At 70.1% G+C, this 3,359-nt stretch carries 4 protein-coding genes; 2 read left to right on the top strand and 2 right to left on the bottom strand.

Translation table 11 applies throughout. The annotated features are described in order from the left end of the window. Positions 1-271 (top strand): hypothetical protein (locus ABDW35_RS34365; RefSeq protein ID WP_343718341.1); only part of this gene is annotated, 271 nt, incomplete at its 5' end. 310 nt (positions 272-581) lie between these two features. Here the strand turns inward: ABDW35_RS34365 and ampC are convergent. Then, the gene (ampC, locus tag ABDW35_RS34370) at positions 582-1,769 is read right to left on the bottom strand and encodes a class C beta-lactamase (RefSeq protein ID WP_343718342.1); all 1,188 of its coding nucleotides are present in this window, start codon (positions 1,767-1,769) and stop codon (positions 582-584) included. 248 nt (positions 1,770-2,017) lie between these two features. On the opposite strand from ampC, the gene ABDW35_RS34375 reads away from it, so the two are divergent. Next, positions 2,018-2,239 (top strand): hypothetical protein, encoded by a 222-nt coding sequence (locus ABDW35_RS34375; protein WP_343718343.1) that lies wholly within the window; start codon positions 2,018-2,020, stop codon positions 2,237-2,239. Between the two features lie 319 nt (positions 2,240-2,558). Here ABDW35_RS34375 and ABDW35_RS34380 read toward each other — a convergent pair. Then, the coding region (locus ABDW35_RS34380) for a 2-phosphosulfolactate phosphatase (RefSeq protein ID WP_343718344.1) at positions 2,559-3,359 on the bottom strand (801 nt) is incomplete at its 5' end.

Below are 3,359 nucleotides of genomic sequence, written 5' to 3' on the forward strand. Positions count from 1 at the left end.
GATCGAGAACCCGTCGGTCGGCAAGGGCGCGCAGCTGGGCGACATCGCCGACACGCTGTCGGACACGCAGCATGTCGAGATGCGGGACGACCGCTACGTCGCGGCGATCGACCTGACCGGCGACACAAGGAACTTCACGGTGGCCTATCTGGCCCGCGCCGTGACCCCGGGCCGCTTCGCCCTGCCGGCCCCGTATGTCGAGGACATGTACCGGCCGCAATACAACGCCCGCGGCGGCTTCGGTGCCATGACCGTCGAGGCGCGGAAGTAGCGGCGATCGGATCAATCGGAGGCCCCCGCTGCGTCCCACACGCGGCGGGGGCTTTCGTTTCCGGGGCTGGAGCGGAACGAATCCAAGGCGTTGCCTCTCCCACAAGCGAGACCTTTCCGCAACTCCGCCTCTTCGCCGTCATTGCGAGGAGGCGAAGCCGACGAAGCAATCCATCGGCCCGCTCGAGCGGCTGCATGGATTGCTTCGCTGCGCTCGCAATGACGGTGTTGGCAATCCGAAAAGCTGCCTCCAGGCGGGAGAAGCCACGCGAAGACGCTCGACATCGGGCCCCGGCATGGCCGACCTCAGATCACTCCGCGCCGTCCAGCGCCGTCAGGATCCTGTGGGCCGCCGTCACCCGGTCCGCGATCGGGTAGTTCCGGTTCGCCAGGATCACCACGCCGATGCGGCGGGACGGGACGAAGGCGACATAGCTGCCGAAGCCGTTGGTCGAGCCAGTCTTGTTCAGCAGCACGTCATCTTGCGGCGGCAAAGGCGGGTCCAGCCGGTCGACCGGATTCGGCTTCAAGCTCATCTCCGGCGAGTTGCCGGCCAGCAGCCGGTCCAGCGCGACCGGCCAGGCATACATCTCCCAGCCCAGCCCCTGGGTCATGTCGCCGATCCGGTCATAGCCGGCATGGGTGGCGGCGATGGCGCGGCGGGTGGTGTCGTCCAGCCCGGCGCCATCGATATTGGCGTCGACGAAGCGGATCATGTCGGAAGCGGTCGACTTCACGCCATAGGCCTCGGCGTCCATCGGGCCCGGGTTCACCCGCACCGGCTTCCCGGCCTTGTTGGTGCCCCAGGCATAGGCGGCCATCTGCTCCGGCGGTATCCGGATGAAGGTGTGGCTCAGCCCCAGCGCCGGGAAGATCCGCTGCTGCATCAGCGCGTCGAAGGGCCGGCCCAGGCTGCGGGCGGCGAGATGGCCGAACAGGCCGATGCTGGGGTTGGAGTAGAGGCGCCGGGTGCCGGGCGCCCAGTCCGGCCGCCAGCCGCGATACCAGGCGACCATCTTCGCGTCGTCCGTGACCTCGTCCGGGAACTGCAGCGGCAGGCCGCCGGCCGTGTAGGTGGCGAGGTCGAGCAGGCTGATCCGGTCGAAGCGGCTGCCGACCAGCTCCGGCATGTGGCGGCTGGCGGGGTCGGAGAGGGCCAGGGCCCCCTGCAGCTGCGCCGCGGCGCCGAGGACGGCGGTGAAGGTCTTGCTGACCGAGCCCAGCTCGAAGAGCGTGTCCTCGGTGACGGCCTGCCCGCTCTCCTTCGACGCGACGCCGTAGTTGAAGAACAGGTGCCGGCCCTGGACCGTGACCGCCACGGCGATGCCGGGAACATCGTTCCGGGCCATCACCGGCCGGATCGCGTCGTCGACGATCCGGGCGACCGGGGCGTCCGCAGGGTCGGGCGCGGCGCCGAGCAGCAGCGCCGCCAGGCCTGCGAAGGCGGGGACGGCAAGCAGGGCGCGGGCCAGCGCCCGCCGGCGCGATACCGGGATCATCCTGTCTCCATGGCTCGGGGCTGCCGGCAGGAGCATGTCCCTGACCGGCGCGGCGCCATGCGCGCCGCCTGCCTCCTGGATAGGCGCAAGCGGCGGCCCCAGCCAAACGAGGAATACTTCCCCGAGCCATGAGATAAACTTGGCCATCGCCACCCGATGACCCTGCCCTTGCCGTGGCTCGCGGCCGGACTACCTCATTGTTATCGTCAGCAACGACCTTTGGGCGTTGGCGACCGAGAGACGGCGGCATGGCCGCGAACTCCCGCCTCAACGGGAGAAGCGACATGCCGCTGACTCGATTTCCATTGCTGAACAGCCGGATGCGCGCGCTGATCGAGCGGTCAACCGAACTCTGCGACCGGGTGGCGCTGGACAGGTCGGAGGATATCCGCCGTATCGCCACGAGTCGCGAGACCATCCGGCGAAGCAGGCTGCTGCTCGTCAAGCTCGACCGTCCCGACCGGAACTGAGTGCCGATTTTGCTTTAAAGCCATCCGGCCGAGGGGAACGAGAGCGCCCTCGGGGATGTTGCCCCGCGGAGGCTGCCCCTTTGCCGGTGATGATATGGCTCGGACGTGTTCCCTAGGCGAAGATCCGATTCAGTTTTCCCGGAGACTCGCCCGGGAGACCCGTATTGATGTGACCGCGATCCGGGAACTCGTCCGGCGCAGCGAAGCGACGACTGCGGCAAGCTGGGTGCTGTTGCAGAGGCTCGATCGGCTCGAGGCGGCCTATTTCGACCGCACGCCCGGATAGGGCGGCTGAGCGCTTTTTTGCCTCTGCAACCCCTCATGCGGGCAACGGGTCAGGCGGCCGGTAGGCGCCGTCGGCCAGCAGCGGCGCCGTGGCGCTGGCTTCCCGTTCTATCGCCAACTCAACGTCGCGCGGGAAGCCGCGCTCCATCAACTCGCGGCCGGACATCGACTCCCGGATCAGCCGCGGGAGGTCGGCGCCGGCCAGGCGGCAGGCATCCCGCATCACCTGCGCCTCGGGCGAACAGGGCAGGGCCAGCGCGTCGATCACCGCGCCGGCGCCGAGCAGGTCCTCGATCGCCGGCCGCAGGCTTCCGTCCGGCCAGCGTTCGCCGGCGGGGATGACGCCGATATCGCCGTCACCGGCCAGGCCGCGCGCCGCCCGTGCCACCGCGGCGGCGTTGCGCAGGCAGCCCGCCAGCACCGGCGTGCCGCCGCCGGCGAGGGACAGCCGGGAGCCGTTGGGGGAGGGCAGCATCAGCCGGGTCCCGGCCGGGATCTCCAGCAGGCTGGCCGGCGACAGGCTGAACCGGCCCGCCCGCCGCGGCTGCGCCAGAACGGCGCCGGCGCGCTCCGCCGCCAGCACGGCGGCCGCCGGATCGCCAGAGGGGAAGGGCAGCACCTGCGCGCCCCGCGACACCGCCACATCCACGGCGGTGGAGAAGGACAGCACGTCGACGACCACCAGCGCCGCGACCCGGCCCCGCAGGGCCTCCATGCCGGCGATGCCCCATTCGGCCAGGATCTGCGCCATCCCCGTGCCCTCCGCCATGCGATGGAACAGCCTAGACCGCCCCGTCGGGCCCTGGCACCTGTCGGCCGGGCGAAAATAAGGCAA

Origin of the sequence: Inquilinus sp. (assembly GCF_039594555.1) — a bacterium.
Lineage (GTDB): Bacteria > Pseudomonadota > Alphaproteobacteria > DSM-16000 > Inquilinaceae > Inquilinus.